The organism is Euzebyella marina (assembly GCF_014855515.1).
Classification (GTDB): domain Bacteria; phylum Bacteroidota; class Bacteroidia; order Flavobacteriales; family Flavobacteriaceae; genus Euzebyella; species Euzebyella marina.
The window spans coordinates 1,682,104-1,702,889 of sequence record NZ_JACYFK010000001.1; the positions used below are offsets into that span (position 1 = coordinate 1,682,104).

Sequence of the window (20,786 nt, forward strand, 5' to 3'; positions counted from 1 at the left end):
TTCCCTTCGGTCGTGAATAAGGTAGTGCCAACATCTAGTTTAGTAAGTTTTCACTTCAATCCCGTTAGCCTCTGCATAAGGTAGCGCGACTTCCCATAATTCTTCTAGAAGAACTGAAAATTTCGTAAACGTTACACTATTCATTAGTGAAAGAGCTTCATTGATTTCGTCCACCTCTTCACCATTGTCCATCATATTTGCAATTGTTAAATATTCTGTTTCATAAATGTTCTTGACATAATTGAAAAGACGTAGGCTTTTGACAATCATTTCTTCGGTTTCTTCCGTAGGCTTTAATTCTTCGATCTGTTCAATGTTTTTTTCGATATCTGGAATGATGTAGGTGGTGATATGTTCCGATATTTTATCGGTCTTCTCCATTTCACCATTGGTAAGTTTAAAAAGTTGACCTGTTTCTTGAAGCTGTGCGTATCTATCGAAGTCAGCACTGCCAAAACCGACAAGTTTATTGCTGTTTAAGGTGGTTCGGTCAAAATAGTTTTCGGCAGATGGCTGGTTACAAGACACCAATAAAAAGAGAATACTTAAGGATGCAAAAATAGATTTCATATGGTTGATTTATTATCATGAGACAAACATACTTACCTCAATCTATTCTTGCATCCCTGTTTCAAGGGATACTGAATTTATTAGAATAATTTCTCCATTTTTTTCTTGATTTCATGCAAGCACAAATTGCCCAAACTGCCCTCATGGGTATGGTGAATATCCCTTTTAGGGCTAAAAGTACCCTCTTGAATTTCCATTCCCATTTTTTTATAGGCATCCCTAAACGGCATTCCGTTTTGTACCAGCTCGTTCAAGGTGTCTACACTAAAGAGATAATCGTATTTAGGGTCGCTTAGAATTTCGTCGTTCACTTTCGCTTCTTTCAAACTAAAAGTCAAAATTTCCAGACAGGCCTTCATATCTTGAATCGCGGGAACAATAATTTCTTTCACTAATTGTAAATCTCGGTGATATCCGCTGGGCAGATTGTTGATGACCAAGGTCAACTGATTCGGTATGCTTTGTAGCTTATTACATTTACCACGTACCAATTCAAAAACATCGGGGTTTTTCTTGTGCGGCATTATGCTGCTGCCTGTTGTTAATTCATCCGGGAAGGAAATGAAATTAAAGTTTTGGCTCATGTAGAGGCAAACATCCATAGAAAGTTTGGATAAGGTGGCAGCTATATTGGCCATGCCGAAAGCGGTAGCCTTTTCAACTTTTCCGCGTCCCATTTGGGCGGCCACCACATTGTATTCTAGGGTTTCAAAACCCATTTCTTGGGTGGTGAAGCTTCGGTCTATAGGAAAGGAACTTCCATAGCCGGCGGCGCTCCCTAACGGATTTTGGTCGGCAACCTTGTAAGCGGCATCAATAAAATAGAGGTCATCAATCAAACTTTCGGCATAAGCAGAAAACCATAACCCAAATGAGGAGGGCATGGCAATCTGCAAGTGGGTATAGCCCGGAAGAAGCACGTTTTTAAACTTCTCGGCCAATTGCAGTAACAGGTCAAAGAGCTCTTTTGTCTGACTTTTTATTTCCGATAGTTCATGCTTTAAATACAGGTGCATAGCTACCAGAACTTGATCGTTTCTTGACCTTGCCGTGTGAATCTTTTTTCCGGTATCACCCAGTTTTTCCGTGAGTACATATTCAATTTTAGAATGCATGTCCTCAAAAGAATCTTCAATGGTGAATTCGCCCTTTTCAATGGTTTCCGCAATGGCATCCAATTCCGTGACAAGGGATTGTGTTTCTTCTTGCGTCAATAGTCCTATTTTGCCTAACATTTTAGCGTGTGCCTTGGAGGCAATCACATCGTATTTGGCAAGCAATAAGTCGAGTTCACGGTCATTGCCCACGGTAAAGTGGTCTATTTTTTTATCAGTACTGAATCCTTTATCCCAGAGTTTCATAAGGAGTTTAAAGTTTTTAGGTTATAGTTAGAAGTCGCTATACTTCTTAATGAGGGTGATGGTTATTTTTTGGACTTCGTTGCAAAGGTCAAAGATGTTTTCCAATTCATTTTCGGATATAAATCCGATTCTTTTTGAAATTTCTAGCTGAGTTTTAAGCTCATTGATAGACCCATTGGAAATCTCCAAAAAGTTACGAAAGACTTTCTTTGATTTTCGACCTGCTCCTTCGGCAATATTGCTAGGTATGGAGACGGCGCACCGTCTTATTTGACTTGTGAGGCCGAATCTTTCTTCTTGGGGAAAAGTTGCAGTTAAATGATAGACCTTCTCCACTAAATCCATAGATTTTTGCCAAACGATAAGGTCTTTGTAATTGTACATTTTCTATTAACTTTTTACTTTCTTCTTTAAACTAAAGAAGAAATCCCTTCAACAGTTTAATATACAAATCTACCCCATCTTCAATTTCCTTAACGTAGATGTATTCGTCTGCCGAATGTGAACGTGTGCTGTCCCCAGGGCCTAATTTTAAAGACTGGCAAGTCAATGCCGCCTGGTCGGATAGGGTGGGGGAGCCATAGGTCTTTCTGCCCAAGGCGATACCTGATTTCACCAAGGGGTGGTCTTTGTCAATGGCCGAAGAATTAAGTTTTAGCGAACGTTCTTGAAGTTCGCAAGGAGCTTCTTTCTTCAGAATTTCCGCAATTTCCGCGTTGGTGTACTTATCGTTGACGCGAACATCTATCACCAACTCTACCTCTGCTGGCACCACATTGTGTTGTGAGCCTCCATTGATTTGGGTAACCGTCAATTTTACCGGCCCCAAAGCTTCCGATACTTTTGGGAAAGAGTAATTCTTGAACCACTCCAACACTTCAATGGTATTGTAAATGGAATTATTATCGTTAGGATGTGCCGCATGCGAAGGAGTGCCCTTTACCTTGGCGTCAAAAACTACCAATCCTTTTTCGGCTATGGCCAAATCCAATAAGGTAGGTTCGCCCACAATGGCTACATCGATATGGGGAAGTTTGGGTAAAAGTCCTCGTAGACTATTGGGTCCTGAACTTTCCTCTTCCATAGAAGCTACCATCAAAATATTATGGTTCAAGTTTTCCTCTGCATAGTAATGCGTGAACGTTGCAATTAATGAAACTAGCGCTCCCCCGGCATCATTACTTCCCAAACCATATAATTTTCCATCTTCAATATGTGGATGAAAAGGGTCTTTGGTATAAGCTGAATTAGGTTTTACGGTATCGTGATGCGAGTTTAAAAGCAGGGTAGGCTTACTTTCGTCAAAATGTTGGTTCACTGCCCACACATTATTCAAATGGCGTTCAAACGGAATGTTGAACGACTTGAACCAATTTTCAATGGCATCAGCGGTCTTATCTTCTTCCGAAGAAAAAGATTGTATAGAAATAAGTTCTTTTAAGAGCTCGATAGCTTTTTCGGTCAGTTCTTTTTGTTGCATTATCAAAGAGTAAGGGTGGTGAATAAATTTGCGTTGGGGTGTAGCATTTCTATATCGCCTATGCGTACCTGATGAACATTTTTTTCCAGGGCGTGAAAGCAGTTGTGCATTTTTGGTAACATGCCATCTGCAATTACTTTTTTCTCTAAAAGGGTTTGGTATGAAACACTGTCGATATGTTTTATAACCGATTGGTCATCGTTGACATCCATCAAAACACCTTTCTTTTCAAAGCAATAGTATAAAGTGGTTTCGTAGGCTGCGCTCATGCCAATCGCTAATTCCGAGGCGATGGTATCTGCATTGGTGTTGAGCAGTTGCCCCATTCCATCATGTGTCATTGCACAGAAAACAGGTGTGAGACCAGCTTCCAGAAGTTTTTTGATGGTGGTTGAACTAACGCCGTCTACGTCGCCGGCAAAACCATAATCAATGTCTTTAACGGGGCGTTTATGGGCTTGTATGGTATCGCCATCGGCACCGCTAAGCCCAATAGCATTGCAATTGAGCGATTGTAGCTCGGCCACAATATTTTTGTTGACAAGTCCGCCATAGACCATGGTAATCAGTTCAAGGCTTTTATCGTCGGTAATACGGCGACCTCCAATCATTTTTGATTCGATACCCAATTTTTTGCCCAATTGGGTGGCCAACTTTCCGCCTCCATGAACCAGAATTTTAGGTCCTTTTATGAGAGAGAAGTTATTCAGAAACTTGGTGAGCTCGGCTTTATTTTCAATAACATTGCCGCCAATTTTTACTATGGATAGTTTTTTCATTTTATGCGTTTAATATTCCACCATCAATGGTCATGGCCGTACCTGTAATCCAAGAAGCTTCTTTGGAAACCAAAAATAAGGCTAGGTTGGCGATATCTGTCGGTTGCCCCAACCTTCTGAGCAAAGTCGTCTTTTCTGCATCGGCTACGGCCTCCTTCGGATTTTCGAAAGCTTCAGCTGAATTCCACAAAAGTGGGGTGTCTACTGGTCCGGGGCACATGGCGTTGATTCTTATATCCGGGGCATATTCTACTGCCAGTTGTTTCATCAATGCTACGGCCCCTGCTTTGGATGCGCAATACGCGGGGTGGTTGGGAAAACTCTTGAAAGCCGCTATAGAGGCATTGATCAAAATGGTGCCTTTTTTTGTTTTCAAATGGGGAATGGCAAATTTAGCAAGCAGATAAATACTGCTCAAATTGGTTGAAAGCGTTCTGTTCCATAAATCCTCTGAAAGTTCGATTACATTTCCCAGACCCAAAATTCCGGCATTGAGTGATACAATATCCAACCCACCGAAATTTTGAATGGCTACCTCTACCAATTCTCTATTATATTCAGCATTGCCTACATCGCCAGCCAAAAAGATTGAGCGGGGCAGGCTTTGTGCCAAGGCGTTGCCTTTGGTCTCATCTCTTCCCGATAAAACCAGATAGGCTCCTTCAGAAGCAAATTTTTGCGCAATAGCTTTACCCATGCCACTTGTGGCACCGGTTACAATACATACTTTGTTTTCTAATTTGCCGATTTCAAAAGTCTTAGTTGTTCTCCAATATTTTTTTTAAAACTACTTGAGCACTGTAGGTTCGGTTGTTGGCCTGTTCTATTACCAAGCTTTGGTCACTATCTAAAACTTCATCGGCCACTACCATATTTCTTCGCACTGGTAGGCAATGCATAAACTTTGCATTTCCGAGTTTTTCTTTGGTCATGGTCCAATTTTTATCTTGATTCAGAACTTGACCATAGGTATTATAGCTGCTCCAGTTTTTTACATAGATAAAATCGGCATCTTCGCAAGCTTTCTTTTGATCATGTTCAATAACCGAATCTTTGGTGACTTCAGGATTCAATTCATAACCCTCAGGGTGGGTAATGACAAAATCAGCATCCTGCAATTGCATCATCTGTACAAATGAATTTGCCACCGCATGTGGTAATGCTTTCGGGTGCGGGGCCCACGAAAGGACTACCTTAGGCCTTTTTTTAGTGTTTTGTTCCGCTAAGGTTATGGCGTCCGCCAGAGCTTGCAATGGGTGACCTACAGAACTTTCCATATTCACCACCGGAACGGAAGCATATTTTTTAAACCCATTGAGAACAATTTCGGCTTCGTCTTCCTTTTTATCGGTAAGTCCGGCAAAAGCCCTAATGGCAACAATATCGCAATATTGTGAAATTACTTGGGCAGCTTCCTTTATATGTTCCGATGTGCCTTGATCCATCACCGTACCATCGGCATATTCCAAGGCCCAACCCTCACTGCCAAAGTTCATGACAATCACATCCAAGCCCAAATTCATTGCGGCTTTTTGAGTGCTTAAGCGGGTACGAAGACTGTTGTTGAAAAATAGGAGGCCGATGGTCTTGCCTTCTCCCAGAGATTTTAACTTTTTAGGTTCTTTTTTAAGTTCCCTTGCTTCGTTGACCCAATCGTTTAGCGAGTCGATGTCATTTACTGAAAGGTAGTGTTTCATATCTTTATTTTCGTATGATTTGTGCCACCTGAAAAGGCGTCTGTAATAAAATTGTCATTGAGGCCGTTCACGATCCAAGTTTCAATACCTGCTTTTTGGGCAATAGTGGCCGCTTGTACTTTAGAAGCCATACCGCCAGTACCGTGGGTCGATTTTGAACTGCCTATTTCTTTTTTGATACCTTCGATTCCCGAGACTTCCTTAATAGTTGCCGGTTCACCGCTTTCCATTGATTGCTTGGTATATATTCCGTTCGTATTCGTCGCAATAATTAATAAATCAGCCTTTAAAAGGGCTGCGGTCAACGCTGCCAATTTATCATTGTCGCCAAATTGAATCTCATCCGCAGCGACCGTATCGTTCTCATTGATAATCGGAATGATATTGTTCTCTACCAAAATATCAATGGTGTTCTTGATGTTGGCTTTGGATTTCGGATTTTCAAAATCGGAATACGATAAAAGACACTGGGCCGCTGATAGCCCCAATTCTCTAAAACTCTCTTGGAACATGCGCATTAGATGGGGTTGACCAATGGCCGCTAAGGCCTGCTTTACTAAAATATCCTTACCGTTGTGCTCCAGTTTTACAAACTGTTTGGCCGCAGCAATCGCCCCAGAACTTACAACCACAAATTCGTAGTCGTTTTTCAATTGGGATATTTGCCTGCCGATATCTTCTAGTTTACCTCGGGAGATTTGATTGGTCTCTTTGGTAAGCGTATTGGAACCTATTTTTAGTAAAATGCGTTTTTTTCCCATTTTTGGGTACTTGTTTTCTTTTTGGTTTCTGGCTGTTCGTTAATGGTTATCTGTTGCTAGTTTATGGTAATGGGTCAAAAGACTAATAATATATCTTATATCTTAAGTCTTATCTCATTGTGCTAAACTTCTCCCAACTTTTACTAAGAACTGTAAACTGAAAAATAGCTTACCTCACTTGTCCACTGCCTTTTACATACCATTTATTCGTCACTAGATGTTGTAGTCCTATCGGACCACGTTGATGGAGTTTGTCCGTACTAATGGCCAATTCTCCACCCAAACCGAGCTGACCTCCATCCGTAAATCTGGTGGAAGCATTGTGATAAACCGCTGCACAGTCAATTCGGGACATAAAATAATCGGCTTTTTCCTCATTGGTGGTAATGATGGAAGCAGAATGCCCTCCGCTGTATTTATTAATTCGTTCAATGGCATCATCTAAGTCTACGGCCAGACCAAGAACAATTTTATAATCCAAGAACTCTTCATACCAAACTTTTGGGTCTATTATGGGAGTAGTTCCTTCAAATTCGGAAATAGCTTGATCGGCAATAATTTCGACTTTGTGTTCTTTTAATTTTTCAATCAATAAAGAAATAAACTCTTGTTTATCCGGTAATCCGGAAGCGATTAAAACCTTATCTAAGGCATTGCAGGCTGAAATCTTGGCCGTTTTCGCATTGATGATAATATCAATTGCCACATCTACATCCGCATCAGAATCTACATATACAAAGTTGTTTCCCCTTCCGCTTACGATTACGGGGCATGTGGCGTGTTGCTTAACGAAAGCAATTAGTTTTTCGCCACCGCGAGGCACAATCAAATCGACCTTTTCCGTTGGATTCTCCAAAAATTCTTGGGTTTGGGTACGGTTAAATTCTAAATACCCGACCCATTCTCTAGTGGTGTCATTGGCTTCCAAGGCTTTGTGCCATAGTTGAACCAATAATAGATTGCTGTTGAGCGATTCTTTGCCCCCTTTTAATAAAATTTTATTCCCCGATTTAAAAGCGATTCCAGCTGCTTCAATAGTCACATCCGGTCTTGATTCATAAATAATCAATATGGTGCCAAAGGGGGCTGTTTTGTTACTTACGCGCATGCCATTTTCATGGGTGAAGTTAAAACGCTCAATACCCAAGGGGTCCTCGGCATTTGCCAATTGATTCAACGAAAGTATCATTCCGTCAATTTTAGCATCGTCTACCTTTAATCGGTCGTGCATTGCCAAATCGCCACCTTGGTAACCTTCCATATCTTGTTTGTTGGCCAAAAGGATGGCCTCCCTCTCTTCATCAAGATATTTTGCCATACTCAAGAGTACCGCATTTCGCTGTTTTAAACTTAACAATAGGTTCATGCCAGTTCTTTTTTAAGGGCCTCAAAAAGGGTGTCTATATGACCTTCCGAAATATTTAGGGCCGGAAGTATCCTTAATACATGTTTGTCTTTTGCGCCACCCGTGAACAGGTGTTGGTTGTGAATCAGCTTTTTTCTTAAATTGGCCACTTCAAAATCAAATTCCAACCCCAGCATTAAACCTCTTCCCTTCACTTTTTTTACCTGTGGAATTTCAGCAGCCTTCGTCCTGAAATAGTCCTCCAGTCTGGCTGCGTTGGATATGAGGCTTTCATTTTCCAAAACTTCCAAAACCGCCAGAGTAGCGGCACAGGCCAAATGGTTGCCACCAAAAGTGGTACCCAATAGACCGTAAGAGGCTTCTATTTTTTCGTGAATAAGAATACCACCTACAGGAAAACCATTGGCCATTCCCTTCGCAATGGAAATAATATCAGGTTGAATACCGTGATGTTGAAAGGCGAAAAATTTTCCACTTCTCCCAAAGCCGCATTGAACTTCATCGGCAATCAATACTACCTTGTTGTTCTTACAGGCTTCCGCTATTTTTTGATAGAAATCAGTGGTAGGTTCATCCAATCCCCCAACCCCTTGAATGGCTTCTAAAATTACCGCGCATACATCGCCTTTGGCTAGCTCCGTATCCAAAGCATCTAAATCACCAAAATCTAAAAAGGTGACTTTCTGTTGTTGGTTAATAGGTGCATTGATTTTTGGGTTATCGGTAGCTGCTACAGCCGCAGATGTTCTTCCGTGGAAACTGTTTTTAAAGGAAACCACTCGCGATTTACCTGTGTGAAAAGAAGCTAGCTTTAGAGCGTTCTCATTAGCCTCGGCCCCAGAGTTGCACATAAACAAATTGTAATCTTTACAATTGGAAAGCCTACCTAATTTACCGGCCAGTTCTTCCTGTAACGGATTTTGAACCGAGTTGCTATAAAAACCTATTTTATCTAACTGGTCTTTGATTCGTTTTACATAATGTGGGTGCGAATGACCAATAGAGATAACCGCATGGCCTCCGTAAAAATCGAGATACGATATGCCTTTTTCATCGGTAACTACTATGCCCTCGGCCGAAACCGGAGTAACATCATATAAGGGGTATACATCAAATAATTTCATCTCTGTCTAATTAAGGCTAAATCTGATTTTCTTTAATTCTACTGATTTTATTGTACGAAGCGACTATACCTTGAATCAACGAAGAGCTCAGACCTTGATGCTCCATCTCGTTCAAACCTTGAATGGTACAGCCTTTTGGGGTCGTTACCTTATCAATTTCAGATTCTGGATGGCTGCCCGATTCTATTAATAAGGTGGCGGCGCCGTTACAAGTATGCATGGCAAGTTCTTGCGCTTCTTTGGCATCGAAGCCTAATTGAATGGCACCCTGTGTGGTGGCACGAATCAAACGCATCCAAAAAGCGATTCCGCTGGCACATATTACGGTAGCCGCTTGCATTTGACTCTCGGGAATTTCCATTGAGTGCCCCATTCTGTTAAAAATAGCCTTGGCAAGTTCTACCTTCTTTTTGCCTTTTTCGTTACTGCAAATACAAGTCATTGACTGCCCTACTGAAATAGCGGTGTTGGGCATACTGCGAATAATATTTTGTTCGGCACCCAAGATATCTTCCATCTTTTCGATACTATAACCAGTTATGGTAGATATAATGACATGCTTCTCGGTCAGTAAATCTTTGAAATCGTTTAAAATCGACTCTAACTGGCTTGGTTGAACGGCCAATATGAGAATATCAGAATTTTGTACTGCCAAACGATTGTCGTTCGTAACGGTAACATTGCCGTAATTCTCGAACTTCTTAATATTTTCTGTATTGCGCTTGGTCAAATACATGGTGGTGGCACCGTTAGAATTTAGAATTCCTTTTGCAATTGATATTCCTAGGTTTCCAGCACCGATTATTGCTATTTTCATTTTTGTTCTAGTTGTATGTTCGTTCCCCGTTTTTCTAATCTATGGCGTGTGAATTGACCTTTATATATTCGTTCGCTTTGATATATTGCGAAACGAAAATTTAATTCTTCACAACTCTTAAAAAACTCCCGCTTTTAAATTAAGTCCGGCACCTTCTTCTTGCCCAAACATTAAGTTCATATTCTGAACGGCCTGTCCTGAAGCTCCTTTTAACAAATTATCAATGGCCGAGGTTACCAACAGCGTATCGTTGTGTTTATGTAAATGGATGTGGCACTGGTTGGTGTTCACGACCTGCTTTAGGTTGATGGGTTCTTCTGCAATCTGAGTAAAAAGTGCATCGGCATAAAAATCTTCATATAGGGCGATGGCCTCCTCTATGCTTCCGTCGAACTTCGTATATGCCGTTGCCAAAATACCCCTAGTGAAATTTCCCCGATTAGGGAGGAAAAACAACTCTCCACTGTTTTTTTGTAAGGAGTGAAGACTTTCGTTGATTTCACCCAAATGCTGATGGGTAAATGGCTTATACCAACTGATGTTATTGTTCCGCCAGCTGAAATGTGAGGTAGCCGATGGGCTCACTCCGGCACCAGTGCTTCCGGTAACCGCATTCACATGAACATCGTTTGAAAGTTTGCCAGCCTTTGCAAGAGGTAGCAAGGCTAATTGAATGGCCGTTGCAAAGCAACCCGGGTTGGCAATGAAATTCGCTTTTTCGATTTCAGATTTCTTTAGTTCAGGTAGGCCATATATGTATTGATTGCCCTGAAAAACCGAATCGCCTTCTAGTCGAAACTCATTACTCAAATCAACAATTTTAGTATCACTCGAAAATTGGTGTTCCTCCAAAAATCGTCCCGAATTACCGTGCCCCAAACAAAGAAAAACCACATCTACATCAGAATTTACCTTTCCGGTGAATTCCATTTCCGTTGTACCCAATAGGTCTGGGTGTGCAGTGGTCAGTTTTTTACCTGCCCTTGTTGTACTGAAAACAAAATCGATATCCGCTTGCGGATGGTTCAAAAGTATTCTGATTAATTCGCCACCGGTATACCCCGACCCCCCAATTATACCTGCCTTAATCATCACTTGGGTTTACGTGGTTATAAATTTTGCCCGAGTTGGATAGAATTTTGATAAAGCCTTTGGCGTCATCTGCCGTCCAACCCTTATTCATTTCGCCATAACTGCCAAATGAAGCATTCATAAGGTCGTGTTGAGAAGAAATACCGTTCAACCTGAACTGGAAGGGGTAGAGGCCTACGAACACATCACCTGAAACTGTTTTTTGGGTGTCGGTCAAGAAAGCCTCAATATTTCTCATAACAGCATCTAGGTAGTTGCCCTCATGTAGAAGCATGCCATAAAAATTACCTTGCTGTTCTTTTTGAAATTGTTGCCATTTTGTCAAAGTATGTTTCTCCAACAAGTGGTGCGCCTTGATAATGATTAGAGATGCGGGCGCTTCAAAACCTACTCTTCCTTTAATTCCTATAATGGTATCGCCAACGTGTATATCACGCCCGATAGCGTACTTGCTGGCCAAGGCATCTAATTTAACGATGTTGTTAACGGGCGAATCTTTTTTTCCGTCAATAGCTATCAACTCGCCCTTTTCAAAAGTCAATTTTACCTCTTGAGGTTCCTTTTCCTGTAGTTGACTAGGGTATGCAGAATCGGGCAACGGTTTTTCTGATGTCAAGGTTTCTTCACCCCCCACCGAAGTGCCCCAAAGGCCTCTGTTGATAGAGTATTTTGCTTTTTCCCAAGAGTAGTCTACCCCATTCTCTTGAAGGTATTTGATTTCTTCTTCCCTCGCTAATTTTTTGTCCCTAATAGGGGTAATTATCTCTATTTCGGGAGCTATAATTTGAAAAATCATGTCGAACCTTACTTGGTCATTACCGGCACCGGTACTGCCATGTGCGATGTAATTGGCCCCTATTTTTTTTGCGTATTTAACGATTTCGATGGCCTGAACGATTCTTTCGGCACTAACAGAAAGTGGATACGTATTGTTCTTTAGTACGTTACCAAAAATGAGGTATTTGACCACTTTATCATAAAAGGTTTCTACCGCGTCTATAGATAGGTATGAGCTTGCCCCTAATTGCAGTGCTTTCTTCTCGATTTCGGCAATTTCTTGTTTTGAGAAACCTCCGGTGTTTACGCTTACGGCATGCACTTCGAAACCTTTTTCTTTTGATAGGTACTTGGCACAATAAGAGGTGTCTAATCCGCCGCTGTAGGCTAAAACTAATTTCTTCATTTTTATTTTTTCTTTAGGAACAAACTTTCTTTAATACTTTTTAATCTTTCAAATGTTTTGGTGCTCGGCTTCTCTTTGGACTTCTTTTTAGTCTTTTCTTCCGGGTCGTAAAGCATACCGGTGCAAAGGCACATTTTTCTTTCGGTACGAGTTAGCACGTCAAAGTTCTTGCAGGTCTGGCAACCTTTCCAGAATTCAGGGTCATCGGTTAGTTCAGAAAAAGTTACCGGCCTATAACCCAATTCATAGTTCATTTTCATAACTGCCAAGCCCGTAGTGATACCGAAAATTTTGGCATTGGGAAACTTCTCCCTAGACAGTTCAAAAATGCGTTTTTTGATTTGCTTGGCTAATCCCTGATTTCTATAATCTGGGTGTACGATAAGACCTGAGTTTGCAACGAATTTCTCATGGCCCCAGACTTCTATGTAGCAGAAGCCCGCGAATTTATCCCCATCCAAAGCGATTACGGCGTTGCCGTTCTGTAACCTCTTTTGAATATATTCAGGGGTGCGCTTTGCGATACCTGTACCGCGAACCTTTGCAGATTCAGCAATCGTATCGCATATGATGCTGGCGTATTTAAAATGAGATTCGTTAGCAATTAATATTTTCATTGCTATGCTTGTATGCTAAAATTAAACTTAAAAAGACTTGTGGAAGTTGTGCGGAAATGGACTCACCTATTTCCATATCAAATGAAACACCCTTACGGGCGACGACGGATGTGAAGCGGACGTACCGGAGCAAGACTGCTCATTAATTCTAAAATATGTAGTTGTCCTTCCATTGAAATTCAAATGTACAAGAATACATTGAAACGACAACAATACTGTATTAATTATTACGAAAAATTAGTTTGAGCTTACCTAATTTAACAAACTCGTAAACCATAAATCCCAATACAGAAATATATTCAACTGCCAAAAGCCACAGATTCTCCTGAAAATCAGCGTTCGAATAGGCAAAGTAGCTCAAGGTAGCGGCAGCCGACCAAATAATCGGGAAACGGTATTCGGTGAAAAGACTGAGAACGACTAGAAAGATAATATACCAAGGGTGCACCGTTGGGGTTATAAAGTAATAAAACGTTAAAACCCACATCATAGAGCTGACAAGAACAGGTAATTTTTCATTGCTTCTAAAAAACGAAAATAGTAGAATCACTACGATAGTGGCCACCTGGGTGATCTTGCCATAAGTCTTGATGAGTTCCCAGGGTTTGGCATCCATTTGAACGGCTATATATTTTATTGCATTGTAAATTCCTGCATTGAACTCAAAATTTGAGAACCACAGGCCGACCGTTTTGGAGTAGTTGGGTACCAGTTCGGGAGAAAAAAAAGGTAGAAATAATGATACAGTTATTAGCCCGGTCAGTAGATAAAAAATGACGCTCTTTTTGATTCCGAATTGTTTCCAGAATAAGGGAAGGAACATTAGCGGAACTAATTTGATGCCTATGGAAAAAGCATACGGAACGGTACTGAACAACCATTTTTTAGTAGAAATAAGATAGAGGGCCAAAACAAAGAAAAATAACATAACGCCCTCAAAATGTAGATTACCGGTCAGTTCGATAATGACCAAAGGATTAAGGAAATACCAAAAAATCAAATGTGGTGAACGATTCAGGTTTTTGAGCAGTTTTCTGCCGAAATAAAGAATACCTAAATCAAATAAAATGATACTTAGGCGCATTACTAAAACCGAAGCAAAAAGGCTTTGACCACCAATAAGGGCGGCAATAGCAAAGAAAAGTTGGTTGAGGGGCGGGTAATTACTGAAATGCTGCGCACTTAGTTCCCCCATGCCGTTGTGCAATACCTCCGAATTCGGAATGGTCTGCACACCTTGCTGCATCAAACTGTCGGGCGAAAGTAAATAGGGGCTTACGAACTGCGATACCAAATGACCATCCCATACGAAGCGATAAAAATCTTGCGATAGATTGGGCTCTGCCATGATGAATAGTAATCTGAAGATTACACCAACAATGGCAAGAAATTTTAAATTGAACTTTTCAAAGCGAACTAGGCGGAGACAGATAAAGAACAACGCCGCAAAAAGGGTAATGAGTTTTATGAAGTCGCTACGGTCTAAGTGATACGCGAAAACATAATAGAATACCGCACTTAGCAAAGCAAGTAGAATGGGTATTTTATGAAGATTCCAATACCTGGTAAAGCGATTCGACATTAAAGTTCAATTGGGTTGCAGCCGAAAAAATAAGAAAATTTGACGGAACAACTACCCAAAATTTTTTGCCGTAATCTGGTCTTGTTCGCTAGGCCCTTGCCGTCAATGATTTGGTGAAAACAAAACCGAAACCTAAGAACAACATAAAATGAAACGGGAACAAACCGAAGTCATTCAAAGGTATCGCGCTGTACATACCGAATAAGAAATAGCACATAAGTAAAGCCTCAAAAATCATGTTCGGAGAGAGCTTTTTGGTCAAATATTTATTGCCTTTCCAAGAATCGGTAAGATTGTTCAAGTTAAATTTAGGAGTACGAACGAACTCGCTGCGTTTGCCAATATGCCCTTCAAGAACCGCTATCGAGTTGTGCAGTGAAAAGCCTAAGGCTACCGAGAAAAAGGTAAAGAAAAGCTTGATGTAGTCGACAAAATTGTCAAAACTACTGCCTTGAATACTTTTATAGGTAAACCAATAACATATGAAGAGAATAATGGTGCTCAGTACAAAGAAGCTCAATAAGCTGAAAACAATATCGAACTGTGGGTAAAGCGCTTTGATGTACATAGCCGGTATGCTCAAAATAGATACCAAGAAAACGCACAAGAACATAGAACTGTTCAGCAAGTGCATAACGCCATGAAATTTGGTTTTAAGCGAAATATTCTTTGCGGAAATAACGCTCATCACCGATTTTCTAAAGTTCTCGGCCCCGCCCTTGTTCCAACGAAACTGTTGGGATCGGGCCGCACTGATCACCACAGGAAGTTCAGCTGGGGTTTCAACATCTTCGAGATATTTGAACTTCCAATTTTTTAATTGGGCGCGATAGCTTAAATCTAAATCTTCGGTCAAGGTGTCGCCTTCCCAGTTACCGGCATCTAGAATGCATTCTTTTCTCCAAATACCTGCCGTACCGTTAAAGTTGATAAAATGACCTTTTGCATTTCTACCTACTTGTTCAAGGGTAAAGTGTGCATCTAGGGCAAAAGCCTGAATACGGGTAAGAGTCGAATACTCTCGGTTGATATGCCCCCAACGTGTCTGAACTACGCCAATTTCGGGGTCTTTAAAATAGATAACTGTTTTTTTCAGCCAATCGCCCGAGGGCATAAAGTCGGCATCAAAAATGGCTATAAACTCACCTTTGGCAATTTCAAGACCTTCTTTTAGGGCGCCGGCCTTAAAACCTTGCCTGTTGGTTCTTCTTATATGCTTGATGTCAAGGCCTGACTTTTGCAAAGCTTCAACTTTCGCAGCAGTTTCTACTACAGATTCGTCAGTAGAATCATCAAGTACCTGAATTTCCAGTTTGCTTTTCGGATATTCAATTTTAGCGATATTCTCAAGCAAACGGTTCATGACATACTCTTCGTTGTAAACGGGCAGCTGTATGGTTACATGAGGAATTTCCTTAGGGTCAAGAAGGTTGAATTTGGGGGCAGTTTGGTTTCGCCTTTTGTAGCCTAGGTAATTGACCAATAAGTTCAATTGGGCCAAACTGTAAAAAAATATCAATAAAAGCGCTACACTGTAGATGGCTAGAATGATATAAGAGATCAATAATCCCATAGTATTATTTTATGCTGTATTTGAAAATCCAACCTAATATTTTTATGCCAGCAAATATACTACCTTTTGCGGTACCCGACACTTTTGAAACACCAATTCTTTTTTTGTAACGCACTGGTACTTCGGTATATGCCAATTTTTTTTTGAGCGCTTTCAACTGCATTTCCACCGTCCAGCCGTAAGTTTTGTCTTCCATGTTGAGAGACAACAACTTATCATAGCTTATAGCTCTAAACGGACCCAAATCGGTAAATGTTGCCCCGAAAAGCAATTTCATTAAAAAAGTGGCCAGCCAATTGCCGAATATTTGCTGTGGAGTCATGCTTCCATCTTCCCTAAGCCTTTTTGCCCTTGCACCGATTACGAAGTCGTAATCGTGCAAAATAATGGGTTCCACCACCTTAACCAGTTCTTCGGGATAGTCGGAATAGTCTCCGTCAACAAATACGATAATATCCGGTAGTTTGGATTGTTTTGAAACATAATCCATTCCCTTTAAACAGGCGTAGCCGTAACCCTTTCTGTTTTCGGTAAGAACGGTCGCTCCTGCGGCCTTGGCGTTGCTTTCGGTCTTATCTGAAGAATTATTGTTGACAACAATTATTTCTGAAACAACATCGGGTATTTCATTGATGACCGAGGCTATTGAATCGGCTTCATTGAAAGCTGGAATAATCACTTTTATGTCAGGCGAATTTGGAAAACGAATAGCCATCAATCAATTGAACATGGTTAAATGTGACGTTACTGCTGACAAAACTAAGCTATTCTTATCAAGCACCTAAATGAAGCCCAAAAAGTACCAATTCTAGGGTCTGATCATTATTTTTTTGAATTGACCAGGTCCATCAAATCAACGTCATTGCCCAACAAGACGTCTTTACTATTTATACGCCCCTCGAGCGGGCCATTTTCAAGTTTCAATACACCTCTTGGGCAGACTGCCGAGCAAATTCCGCAACCTACGCAGCTCGACCGAACAATATTTTCACCCTTTTGGGCATAAGCGCGCACATCAATACCCATTTCACAGTAAGTGGAGCAATTACCACACGATATGCATTGTCCGCCATTAGTGGTAATTCTGAATTTAGAAAACAAGCGTTGCTGAAAGCCAAGAATGGCAGCCATGGGGCAACCGAAACGGCACCAGACCCTACTGCCGAAAATAGGGTAGAACCCTGTGCCGATTACCCCCGAAAATATACTGCCGATAAGAAATGCATAGGTTCTTCTTAACGTCTCCGATTTAAAGAGAAATACATTTCCGTCGCCACTGAAAAAGTGAAAACCGATTAGGGCGATTATAATGATGAAATACCCAATGGCACCATACTTTGCATCCTTTTTCAATTGCTCCCTCTTATAAATCATTGCCCAGGCAAATACGATGGTAAGAATGAGGGCCACGCCCGTTAAAAAGGTGGTTTTAGTAAGCCAATATTCACTGGTGGCATTGCCCAGGTAAGAATAGATTACAGCGGTGGTCATTAAAGTAACGAAGACAACAACGCTATGAACGACCCACCGTTCAACCTTCCAAGCAAATTGACTCTTATCACTTAAGTGCCTAAAGGGGTCGCCTACCGTTTCTGCCAAACCTCCGCAGCCACAAACCCATGAACAGTACCAACGTTTGCCGTATTTATAGGTTAAGATAGGTGTGATGACGAAAATGGAAAGAACCCCGAATATGAGTAGCGCCAAGCCAATATCTCCGGCATCGATAAAACTGTTGACCCGATATCTCTCAAAATTGTAATAGTTGAGCGGCCAAATATTTTTTAAATCGTAATAGGGTAGAGAAAAGGTTTCATTATTGAGCCTTGCCATGAATTCCGGAATAAGAAAGGCAAACGCGGTCTGAAAAAACATGACGCTAAAGGTTCTTAAGCGTTCATAGGCATTATGCCTGTACTTATACAAAAACTTGATTCCAAAAGCTAGAATGGCAACGGTGTAGAGCGTACCGTAAACAAACCATTGGCTCGCAGGATTTCCACTTAATACCTTGCTCAATGGGTCAAATAGAGCAATAAGACCGGTGTTGTCACCGTCTTTTACAAGTCCGAGATATTGTGGGTAAAAGTAAAGAACAATATAAAAGCCAGTTAATAGTAAGCCGGAGACCCATCCCCAAAAACCACGACTTGAAATCGATTTGAACATCACTCCGTCGTTTTTGATTCCCGCGGGTTTATGGGCATACGAAGCCCAAGTAAACCAAATGGTGCCTAAAGTGATTGCTGAAAGAGAAGCCATGAGCCAAAAAGTTCTGTGGCTGAAACCTATATTCAGTAGTGCCAAAACCAAAATGCCCAGGCCCGATAGCCCTACAAGGGTCGCTAACTTCTGTGAAAGGTCAAGGGCCTTTGGTGGTTCGCCGGTAAGAGCCATACTTCTATCAACTGTTCTCATAAAAATTTAAAATTTACCGGTAATCAATTGGTTGTAATGCTTAATATTCTTTTCCAGCTTCTCTTTCTAACTTGAATATTTTTGCCTTTTTCAGAATTATACGAATCAACGATTTGATGCTCATATCGACTATAGAATTCAGGGTCAAAATTGGCATCTTTCAAATGCTCCATTACATAGTCAATGCTTGTATACTCGCTTAACCAATGGTCGAACACCTCGTGTCGCATACGAATGCCAAATGTATTGATGCCCAAGAATAGGTTGGTCTGCTTTTGATAGGCTATCGTTAAACAAATATTCTCGCTAGAATGCCTCCAATGAAAATGTAGTTCATCTTCACTTTTATTCTTATCGCTAAATACCCAACCATAGGTATGATATTCAATATCAAGAAACTTAGCGGAGTTGAACCAGTGTCCGGGGTTGTATTCGCGGCGATTACCGCAAATGGTTTGGGCAACCGTTTCACCCATCATTCTTCCGGTGTACCAAACGGCCTCTACCGGCCTTCTATGACCAATGGCTTCTCGCTGTTCTGCACAATCACCAATAGCGTAAACATCTTTTATATTAGTTTCTAGATATCGATTGACCAAGATGCCTTTGCCTAATTGTAAGTCACTACTTTTTAAAAAGTCGATGCTGGGGCTAACCCCGGCAGTAAGACCCACAAAATCGCATTCAATTTCCTCTCCAGTTTCCTCGATAATTACAGACTGTACATGTTCTTCTCCTTTAATTTCCCTTAAGCTAGAGCCTAAACGTAAATCTATGTGGTGCTTTTTGATATGCTCATTGAGCATTTGCGATTCTCCTGAAGGTAAAACCCCATCCCAGAAACTAGCTTCACGAACCAAAAAGGTGACAGGAATTTCTCTACTTCGAAGCATTTCGCATAGCTCTATTCCTATCAGGCCGCCACCTACAATAACAGCTCTTTTGCATACCTTGTTGTTTGGGGCATTGGTTTCCAGTAAATCTAAATCTTGTTTTGAAACGAGACCTTGAACACCTTTAAGATTTTGGCCCGGCCAACCGAATTTATTGGGTTGAGAACCTGTGGCGAGAATAAGTTGGTCATATTCTAAATCTCGGTTGTCGGAGGTATGTAAAGTTTTTGACTTGAAGTCAATTTTCTCGACATACGCCTGAACGAGTTCAATTTTGTTTTTTTTCCAAAACCAGTCTTCATAAGGTTGGGTGTGCTCAAATTTCATATGCCCCATGTATACGTACATTAGGGCGGTGCGAGAAAAAAAGTATTTAGTCTCGGCAGAAATAATCGTAATTTTTTTGTCGGAAAGTTTTCTGATATGACGTGCAGCGGTCACACCTGCTATTCCGTTTCCTATAATGACAACTTTTTCCATAGAAATAATGAGGGCAATCGCTGATTCAGTCGTAAACTTTATACGGTCTTACCTGAAAAGTTTAATTTTTACGCAATTTAAATAAGTGGGTCAATAGTTCAAATACATTTACGAATGGTCATAAGTTACGCTTTTATCCTTGCCAAAAATAGATTGTCCGGCTACTTTTAAGGTTGGTCCGTGATTTGCGGTAAAGTATAAACATGGCTTATCAATCTACGAGAAAAACGAAAAACAACCTATGAGAAGCGCATTCATAATACTATTGCTACTGGCTCCACTGAGTGTGATGGAGCAGAAAATCGAAAGGTTTTTTAATAAAAGCGATGTGTTCTTAAAAGCTTACGTAGACAAAGGGAGGGTCAATTACGAAGCAATAAAAAGGAATCAATCTCAATTGGATGAGCTTTTGAATATGGCAGAGGAAATGGATGTAGATATAAGCCAACCTGAAATTTACAAGTCTTTCTGGATAAACGTTTATAATCTCGCGGTTATAAAGGGTATTACATTACAATACCCAATAGATTCACCATTGAATGTTTCAGGTTTTTTTGATAAGGTCAAATATAGTGTCGGAAGAAAAGAATTGACCTTGAACGAAATTGAAAACGATATGCTTCGCGCCCCATTTCCTGATGAGGCCAGGTTTCATTTTGTTCTTGTCTGTGCAGGTCTAGGTTGCCCTCCCATAATTAGTACTGCTTATCGCCCTTCTTTATTAGAAGAGCAGCTGGAAGCCCAGACTCGAAAAGCTATCAATGATAAGAAGTTTATAAAGGTAGAAGGTGACCAAGTTCGTATCTCGCAAATATTTGAGTGGTATGAAGAGGATTTTACCCGTGATGGTAAAAGCATCTTGTCTTTTCTAAACAATTATCGAAAGAGCCAACTTCCCGAAAACGTAAAAATTTCGTACTACCCCTACGATTGGTCGTTGAACCAAACCGAATGATTTTTTAAATACTCGGCGGAATTATTATATTTCAGGAG

The 20,786-nt window shown here is 40.8% G+C and carries 20 protein-coding genes; 1 reads left to right on the plus strand and 19 read right to left on the minus strand.

What is annotated here, in order from left to right; all coding sequences use genetic code 11:
- Positions 1-39: 39 nt before the first annotated feature.
- The 19 genes from IL356_RS06780 to IL356_RS06870 form a co-directional block, all read right to left on the minus strand.
- Positions 40-570, minus strand: coding sequence for a hypothetical protein (locus IL356_RS06780; protein WP_121850195.1), 531 nt, complete (start codon positions 568-570; stop codon positions 40-42).
- An 80-nt stretch (positions 571-650) separates the two neighbouring features.
- Positions 651-1,931 (minus strand): argininosuccinate lyase, encoded by a 1,281-nt coding sequence (gene argH / locus IL356_RS06785; protein WP_121850194.1) that lies wholly within the window; start codon positions 1,929-1,931, stop codon positions 651-653.
- 27 nt (positions 1,932-1,958) lie between these two features.
- Entirely contained in the window at positions 1,959-2,315 is a 357-nt protein-coding gene (locus IL356_RS06790; RefSeq protein WP_121850193.1) for a four helix bundle protein, read from the minus strand.
- 31 nt (positions 2,316-2,346) lie between these two features.
- Positions 2,347-3,411 (minus strand): M20 family metallo-hydrolase, encoded by a 1,065-nt coding sequence (locus IL356_RS06795; RefSeq protein ID WP_121850192.1) that lies wholly within the window; start codon positions 3,409-3,411, stop codon positions 2,347-2,349.
- 2 nt (positions 3,412-3,413) lie between these two features.
- Positions 3,414-4,190, minus strand: coding sequence for an acetylglutamate kinase (gene argB / locus IL356_RS06800; protein ID WP_121850191.1), 777 nt, complete (start codon positions 4,188-4,190; stop codon positions 3,414-3,416).
- A gap of 1 nt (position 4,191) precedes the next feature.
- On the minus strand, positions 4,192-4,938 hold the full coding sequence (locus tag IL356_RS06805; protein ID WP_317173277.1) for an SDR family NAD(P)-dependent oxidoreductase: 747 nt from the start codon (positions 4,936-4,938) through the stop codon (positions 4,192-4,194).
- A gap of 10 nt (positions 4,939-4,948) precedes the next feature.
- Positions 4,949-5,887, minus strand: a complete 939-nt coding sequence (locus IL356_RS06810; RefSeq protein WP_121850189.1) for an N-acetylornithine carbamoyltransferase — start codon at positions 5,885-5,887, stop codon at positions 4,949-4,951.
- Positions 5,884-6,648 (minus strand): glutamate 5-kinase, encoded by a 765-nt coding sequence (gene proB, locus IL356_RS06815; protein ID WP_121850188.1) that lies wholly within the window; start codon positions 6,646-6,648, stop codon positions 5,884-5,886. The genes IL356_RS06810 and proB overlap by 4 nt, the downstream gene beginning before the upstream one ends.
- A 169-nt stretch (positions 6,649-6,817) precedes the next feature.
- Positions 6,818-8,014, minus strand: coding sequence for a glutamate-5-semialdehyde dehydrogenase (locus tag IL356_RS06820; RefSeq protein WP_121850187.1), 1,197 nt, complete (start codon positions 8,012-8,014; stop codon positions 6,818-6,820).
- Complete coding sequence (locus IL356_RS06825; protein WP_121850186.1) at positions 8,011-9,138, minus strand: aspartate aminotransferase family protein; 1,128 nt, start codon at positions 9,136-9,138, stop codon at positions 8,011-8,013. Before IL356_RS06825 ends, IL356_RS06820 begins: the two co-directional genes overlap by 4 nt.
- 16 nt (positions 9,139-9,154) lie before the next feature.
- Positions 9,155-9,955 (minus strand): pyrroline-5-carboxylate reductase, encoded by an 801-nt coding sequence (gene proC / locus IL356_RS06830; RefSeq protein ID WP_121850185.1) that lies wholly within the window; start codon positions 9,953-9,955, stop codon positions 9,155-9,157.
- Positions 9,956-10,072: 117 nt separating this feature from the next.
- Positions 10,073-11,047: an N-acetyl-gamma-glutamyl-phosphate reductase gene (gene argC, locus IL356_RS06835; RefSeq protein ID WP_121850184.1), complete on the minus strand. Its 975-nt coding sequence runs from the start codon at positions 11,045-11,047 to the stop codon at positions 10,073-10,075.
- Positions 11,040-12,230 (minus strand): argininosuccinate synthase, encoded by a 1,191-nt coding sequence (gene argG, locus IL356_RS06840; RefSeq protein ID WP_121850183.1) that lies wholly within the window; start codon positions 12,228-12,230, stop codon positions 11,040-11,042. Before argG ends, argC begins: the two co-directional genes overlap by 8 nt.
- Positions 12,231-12,232: 2 nt before the next feature.
- On the minus strand, positions 12,233-12,847 hold the full coding sequence (locus IL356_RS06845; protein WP_121850182.1) for a GNAT family N-acetyltransferase: 615 nt from the start codon (positions 12,845-12,847) through the stop codon (positions 12,233-12,235).
- Positions 12,848-13,067: 220 nt separating this feature from the next.
- The gene (locus tag IL356_RS06850) at positions 13,068-14,429 is read right to left on the minus strand and encodes a glycosyltransferase family 58 protein (RefSeq protein ID WP_121850181.1); all 1,362 of its coding nucleotides are present in this window, start codon (positions 14,427-14,429) and stop codon (positions 13,068-13,070) included.
- A gap of 88 nt (positions 14,430-14,517) precedes the next feature.
- A complete protein-coding gene (locus tag IL356_RS06855) occupies positions 14,518-16,002 on the minus strand; it encodes a cellulose synthase family protein (RefSeq protein WP_121850180.1) in 1,485 nt (494 codons plus the stop codon).
- 4 nt (positions 16,003-16,006) lie between these two features.
- Positions 16,007-16,717 (minus strand): glycosyltransferase family 2 protein, encoded by a 711-nt coding sequence (locus IL356_RS06860; RefSeq protein ID WP_121850179.1) that lies wholly within the window; start codon positions 16,715-16,717, stop codon positions 16,007-16,009.
- 107 nt (positions 16,718-16,824) lie between these two features.
- Positions 16,825-18,420 (minus strand): 4Fe-4S binding protein, encoded by a 1,596-nt coding sequence (locus IL356_RS06865; protein WP_121850178.1) that lies wholly within the window; start codon positions 18,418-18,420, stop codon positions 16,825-16,827.
- Between the two features lie 23 nt (positions 18,421-18,443).
- A complete protein-coding gene (locus tag IL356_RS06870) occupies positions 18,444-19,793 on the minus strand; it encodes an NAD(P)/FAD-dependent oxidoreductase (protein ID WP_121850177.1) in 1,350 nt (449 codons plus the stop codon).
- Positions 19,794-20,034: 241 nt separating this feature from the next.
- Between IL356_RS06870 and IL356_RS06875 the strand changes: the two genes are divergently transcribed.
- Positions 20,035-20,748 (plus strand): DUF547 domain-containing protein, encoded by a 714-nt coding sequence (locus IL356_RS06875; RefSeq protein WP_121850176.1) that lies wholly within the window; start codon positions 20,035-20,037, stop codon positions 20,746-20,748.
- The last annotated feature ends 38 nt before the right edge of the window (positions 20,749-20,786 follow it).